Source organism: Halorubrum rutilum (genome assembly GCF_042665015.1).
In the GTDB taxonomy this organism is placed as follows: Archaea; Halobacteriota; Halobacteria; order Halobacteriales; family Haloferacaceae; genus Halorubrum; species Halorubrum rutilum.
Map to the genome: position 1 here is coordinate 65,077 of NZ_JBHTBL010000032.1, position 6,071 is coordinate 71,147.

The 6,071-nt window shown below is 58.3% G+C and carries 5 protein-coding genes; all 5 read right to left on the reverse strand.

The window, feature by feature from the left end:
- Window positions 1–18: 18 nt before the first annotated feature.
- A complete protein-coding gene (locus tag ACFQMF_RS16250) occupies window positions 19–2,682 on the reverse strand; it encodes a sensor histidine kinase (RefSeq protein WP_256409780.1) in 2,664 nt (887 codons plus the stop codon).
- A gap of 382 nt (window positions 2,683–3,064) precedes the next feature.
- Window positions 3,065–3,610 carry a HalOD1 output domain-containing protein gene (locus tag ACFQMF_RS16255; RefSeq protein ID WP_173228524.1) on the reverse strand — a complete coding sequence of 182 codons (546 nt, stop codon included), beginning with the start codon at window positions 3,608–3,610 and terminating at the stop codon, window positions 3,065–3,067.
- 450 nt (window positions 3,611–4,060) lie between these two features.
- Entirely contained in the window at window positions 4,061–5,095 is a 1,035-nt protein-coding gene (locus ACFQMF_RS16260) for a transcription initiation factor IIB (RefSeq protein ID WP_256409781.1), read from the reverse strand.
- A 446-nt stretch (window positions 5,096–5,541) separates the two neighbouring features.
- Window positions 5,542–5,682 carry a DUF7563 family protein gene (locus tag ACFQMF_RS16360; RefSeq protein ID WP_425492674.1) on the reverse strand — a complete coding sequence of 47 codons (141 nt, stop codon included), beginning with the start codon at window positions 5,680–5,682 and terminating at the stop codon, window positions 5,542–5,544.
- Between the two features lie 4 nt (window positions 5,683–5,686).
- Window positions 5,687–6,071, reverse strand: a 385-nt coding sequence (locus ACFQMF_RS16265; protein WP_379792169.1) for a SufD family Fe-S cluster assembly protein, incomplete at its 5' end; no start/stop codon positions are given.

Below are 6,071 nucleotides of genomic sequence, written 5' to 3' on the forward strand. Positions count from 1 at the left end.
GTTTGTACGGTATGCCCCCTAGGACATCTGCCCGGGTACGGCTAAACCCAGATTACGGTTTGCTGACGACGTCGGAACGCGAAGCACAACTTCGGTACCTGTGTCGGTCACGTCGACATCGATCTCCCCGCCGAGTACCGAGACTAACATCCGAATCAGCCAGATCCCGAGCTCAGAACCGTGCTGTAACGGCGTCTCTTCGCCGGTGACGAGTACCTCCCGCTCTATATCTGGCATGCCAGGCCCGTCGTCGGCCACGACGATCTGGAGCCAGCCGTTGTCGACCTGTCTCACCGATACGTTGACGTACGGGTCTTCTCGGTCTCCTGCGGCCACCGCGTTCTTTATCACCTCGGTAACTGGGTGTGTGAGCCATCGTGAGACTGTCTCGTCGGTCGCGTCGACAGAGACAGCGATCGTTGCGTCCGAGTGGTCATCTCGTACCGCCGTTGCGGCCGTTTCAGTGACCTCAGCGATGTTAACGCTCGACTCGTCGTGTGGTATCTCCCGTATCGCGCGATCGATCACCTGCATTTTGTTCGTAAGTCGTTCCCATCCGTCGAATATACGCGTCAGTCGGCGGAGATGATCTTGACGACAGTCAGCGTCCGGTTCCTCGGCGAGCATCGTTGTCCATCCCACGAGCTTGTTTAAATCGTTGCGGACGTTGTGTCGGACGACCCGCTGGAACACCTGTAAATGCTGTCGCTGTCGCGTCTTCACGGTGATATCCTTCCCCTCAACGGCGATCAGCGTGATTTCACCAGCGGCGTTACGAATCGGCTTGAACGATACGTCGATGCGTGCGAGACCATCTGGACCCTGTAGTTCTCCTTCGGTCTGGACGAGTTCACCGTCACCCGCGCGGTTGACCGCCTCACAAACCGTGAGTCTGTGGTTCGGATCAAGGTTCAGCCACGGGAATTTGTCGATTGGTTCATCAACTATAGTCGACCGATCCACACCGATGCGTGTAACCAGCGTATCGTTCACGTCAGTCACGATTTTATTGGGGCGGACTAACGCGGTAAACTGGTGCGGGCTGTTAAACACTGCCTCCAGTCGCCGAGTGTACTTCTCGCGTTCAGAGATATCGATGAACAGCACATCGGTACCTACGACTTCGTCGCTGACGGTGCGCGGGATCGCCCGTAACAGACACGGGACCGTGTCGCCGTCCGTCGTCACGAGCGTGCGTTCCGCAACGGTGAGATCGCCGCTAAGCGCGCGTTCGTAGCCGTCTGTTTGGAGCGAATTGGCCGAGGTATCGTCGTAAAACTCACTGAGCGGCTGTCCAACCACCGCTTCGCGCTCGTACCCCAGCGCGTCGGAAAACGACCGGTCACAGGCCTCAATGACTGCTTCGCCGCCAACGGCCCGAGTTTGAACGAACAGCAGCGGGCCCTGATCAAACAGTTTCGACGCCCATTTCACACGCTCGGAGCGCTTCGTCGCGTCTCGCCCCATCGCCAGCACACTGGCAGAGCCATCACCCGCATCACTCACAACGGTGTGTAGATCTATCCACGTGACTTCGCTGTCATCCGTCCCGATTCGTATCGTCTCAGCAGCCGGGTCACCGGTCTCGATCGGGCGCCGCAGGGCGTCAGCGGCACGTTCGTGGTCCTCCGGATAAACTATTGCTTGCCATTCGTCTATCGTCGTCGGGCTCGCTCCGACCGTCTCTCGTAAAGTGGCGTCCAACGTGACTGTGTTGGTACTGAAGTCCCACTCACCGATGCCCGTCTCCGTCCCGCTGAGGACGAGCTCCAGCCGCTCAGTCTGGTCTCTGAGCTCTCTGATCCGCCGTCGTTGCTCGGTGATATCGTGTTGAACCCCGATGTAGTTTGTCACGATTCCGTTTGCGTCTCGAACCGGCGTCACGGAGAGCTTCGCCCAGTACGGTTCACCCTCCGCGGTGTAGTTTCTCAGCTTAGTCGTTATTGGTCGCTCGGTTTCGATCGCCGTACGGATGCGCTTTGTCGTCTCCGAATCTGATCCGGGGCCCTGGAGGAATCTCGGGTTTCGGCCGAGAGCCTCTGACCGCTCGTATCCGGTTAGCTGTACAAACTCCTCGTTGACGTACACCAACGGGTTCCCCGGTTGGGTCGGGTCCGTAATCTGGATGCTGGTCCCTGCTTCGTCCAGCGCCCGCTCTTTTAATGCGAGTTCATGTTCCCGTGCTTCACGATCGCTCACGTCACGCACCGTACAGACCATTCGGGATGGGGTGACCATCGTCAGGGACAGCTCCGCCGGGAACGTCGTTCCATCTGGCCGACTTCCCGTTACTCGCCCCTGCCAGTGACCATCGCGTTCGAGCGCGTCGAAAGCTTCCTTCTCGATCCGTGCCGCTTCATCCGCAGCGTATAGCTCCCGCCAACTTCGACCGAGTAGCTCCTGTTTGCTGTCGAATCCGTACATATCGACGTGCGTCTGGTCGATATAGGCGTACGCCTCGTCGTCAAGGATGGCGACGCCATCGGCGGCGTCCTCGATCGCCTGTTGAAACGCACCGAGGCGAATGTCCGAGGCGATCTCGCCTGTCGGGTCACGGGTCTGGGAGCTAATACGGTCGAGTGCCGCGGCGAGTAACTCTGCTGCTCGCTCGAGAACATCACGGACAGCGGCCTCGTCCAACGCGGTCGCGAGATCGTGGTGATCCCAGCCAACCGATAGCACACGCTCGGAATCGATCGGAACGAAAAGTTCCTGACGCGGAAGCCAGCGGTTATCATCCGGTGCGATTGGTCCGGCCACCCCGTCAGTTCGAACCGGCGCATCAGCCGTGAAACATCGCTTGATTAGAGACGCGTCTGGTGAAGGGATTCGATCCGACCGACCCGTATGGCGTTCGGAACCGAACAACGGTGGGGACGGCTGTTCCGGCGATTGGCCATTCTCAAGGTTGCTACCATGCTCGTTGCGGCTTCGCCACACGGTAATCGCTGTGTCCCCCAGTGTGGTACGGACCGCAGTCAGTGTCCGATCAATAGCGCCACCTACTGTCTCTTCCCGGTTGAGATCGATGCCGAGGTTGAACAGTGCGTCATCGGTCATCTCGTCACAACTGGTCATCTGTCTGTGTTGCCAGCGATTCAGTCGAAGACGACTGCGCGGTGAGGTCGTCAATCGATGTCTGAATGGCCCAGAGTTGCTCCACCACTGCCCAGAGCGGATCGCCGAGTTCAGTATCCGAAGCGTTGCTAGCGGCGGTCCAGACGTATTCTTCGGCCTCGGCAAACGCCGCTGCCGCCGCTTCGAGAGCCGCTTCGGTCGATTGCTGTGCGCGTGCGTCGGCTGACAGTCTATGGTGTGCTGGCCGTGTGGGGAACGCGTCTGCGTCGACGACCTCGATCCATCCGTCATGTGTCACAGTCACGAATACATCGTCGTATCGAAACGAAAGGGTCCCCTCTTCAATACGCGTTGTTGAACTATCCGGACCACCAAACAGGAGGTTGATTGTGTCGGCGTCGATATATCTGTCGAGACGCCGGAGATTTTTGGCATCTGTATTTTTAAACTCGGAGACAGCAGTGAATACAGCGTCGAGTGCTGACCGAGTAGTCGTCGGATCAAACCGAGTAACTGACGAGTCCGAGTTCATAGGTCTGTCAATATACATAAATAGTGGATCAATATATTTCGTCTCGCGGACCACTCCGCCTCTCATGGCCTATACCGTATATGTACGTGTGCGCGACTCTCGACAGACATCCGCTGGTACACTTCATAAGACAACCGCGATTATCGAATCAGTCACAGATCGACTGGCTTAGAGCGAAAACCCGCGTGACTCGATGGTCCCTTCGAGCCACGCGTTTTGCCTCTGACAGATTCCCCACTTCGTCGATAGCGTCAACCTAGTCTAGAGGTCGACAGGTTTCAGTCAGTCGAAGAAAAGTTATTTTCTTTGGCGGAACAGTCCGGCATCGAACAAAAGAATCGGATATTTGTGGGTAAGAGGCTGTGCTGAATCGCCATACAGCAGCAAGCTTGTATGTGGGTTAGCCAGATACGCCTCTGAGTTCGGTGGCAGCGTTGTCATTCACTGTGTCTACTCATCCTCGGTATCTGTTGCGGCCAAAATCTCAGGATACCGGTTCCGTATCGTCATCTCGCTCACGTCCGTAGCATCAGCGATATCCGTCTGTCGGAGCGACTCATCGCATCGCTTAGCGGCCGCGTACAATGCCCCAGCGGCGATGCCTACCGGATGTTTCCCGCTGTGAACGCCGTTTTCAACCGCTATTCCGGCGAGACGTCGTGCCTCTCGCTCTGTCGCGTCCGTACACTCCACGTCCGACGCGATCCGTCCGATGAACGAACGGGGGTCTGTCGGGGCGATTTCTAACCCGAGTTCACGTGAGACGTGTCGATATGCCCGCTCAACGCGAATTTGTTCGACGCGGCTCACTGCCGAGACCTCGTCGGTAGAGCGCGGGACACCGTCCATGCGACTCGCCGCGTATAGCGCCGCAGTGGCGACGCTTTCAACGGCTCGACCCGTAACGAGTCCGTCCGTAAGTGCGCGACGATAGATGACGCCTGCTGTCTCTCGGGTGCTGTCCGGCGCACCAAGCGCGGAAGCCATGCGGTTGATCTCACCGAGTGCATGCATGAGATTCCTATCCGCAGATGAGCGCCGTCGGAAGCGCTCATCCCACCGTCGGAGGCGACGCATCTGTTGTCGCTGTTCTCCTGACAGCGCGTTCCCCTTCGCATCTGTGTTTTGCCACCCAATCATCGTCGACAACCCCTTATCGTGTAAGAGGTTCGTGCTTGCTGGTCCGACGCGGGAGTCCTCATCGCCGGTGTCGTTCGGCGTGTACAGTTTGATGTTCGTATCAAGCGTCGCGTCTGAAACGACGAGTCCACAGTCGTCACAGACCGCATCAACCTCATCATCGGCTCGACGAAGTCGCCCGTGACACTCCGGACACGTAGTCTGACTGTGCCGTTCGTCCCCATTCTCCACCGAAACTGCGTCGGTAACAGACTGTCCGTCGCCAGTTTCGCTCGATGAGGGCGCATCAGTACCGTTTTTGCGGGAAACTGTGTCCGGTCGCTCTTCGTTAGTGCGCTCGTTCATCAAGTCGAATCACCTCTCGTGACCGGGGCAGAACAGACGCGTTCGACTGTGTGTCTGGCCAGTACTGTTCATTATGTGCTCTGAGCCGGCGTTGAGTCGCTGATCCTGATACCATGCGCGGTAACTCTCGTAGCAACCGCAGATGGAACTGACCACACTGTCTCGGTGGGTACTGTCACTCCATCGATCGCGAGACAGACGAGTTTCCCTCGTCCCCGCCGCGCCGCAACAACAAATTCAAACCGACGTGATCGGTCGTCAATCGCTGTCACGTGGATCGTTGAGAGCCCGTTCACACACTCCCACGTTGTCGTGTCGACGACCCTGAGGTCGCCTGCGGGAGTGACAGCAGTTGAGTCACAGGCTGGACAGGACCCCTCGTGTGGGCTTGTCCCAAGATACCCGTAATCGGTGTCACACGCAAAGCAGTGTTCCATGGTCAGAGACTAGTACCGATCCACGATCGTCTCTGCGATATGTGCCCGACCGGAACATGCTGGACAGGCAACTACGTCACCACCGTCTAACCCGAACACGGTGACGAATCGCTGTGAGACGTGTCCGCCGCAGTGGGTGCATTCCGGCATCAAATTACCCCAGCGAACCCTCCATCTCGAGCTCGACGAGCCGGTTCAGCTCGACGGCGTACTCGATCGGCAGTTCCTCCGTGATGGGCTCGATGAAGCCCGAAACGATCATCTGCTTGGCGTCGTCGTCGTCGAGACCGCGCGACTGGAGGTAGAAGATGTCCTCGTCGCCGATCTTCCCGACGGTCGCCTCGTGGGCGACGTCGACCTTCGACTCGTTGATCTCCATGTACGGCATCGTGTCCGACGTCGACTCGTTGTCGAACATCAGCGCGTCGCACTCCACGGCGGTCGAGGAGTTCTCGGCGCCGTCGGCGATGTGGACGAGCCCGCGGTAGTTCGTGCGGCCGCCGTCCTTCGCGATCGACTTCGACTCGACGGTCGACTTC

What these genes read in the sequence shown, in the direction of transcription:
- ACFQMF_RS16255 (WP_173228524.1), bottom strand. Translation starts at nt 3,610, where the DNA reads ATGAACTCGGACTCGTCAGTTACTCGGTTTGATCCGACGACTACTCGG.
- ACFQMF_RS16260 (WP_256409781.1), bottom strand. Translation starts at nt 5,095, where the DNA reads ATGAACGAGCGCACTAACGAAGAGCGACCGGACACAGTTTCCCGCAAA.
- ACFQMF_RS16360 (WP_425492674.1), bottom strand. Translation starts at nt 5,682, where the DNA reads ATGCCGGAATGCACCCACTGCGGCGGACACGTCTCACAGCGATTCGTC.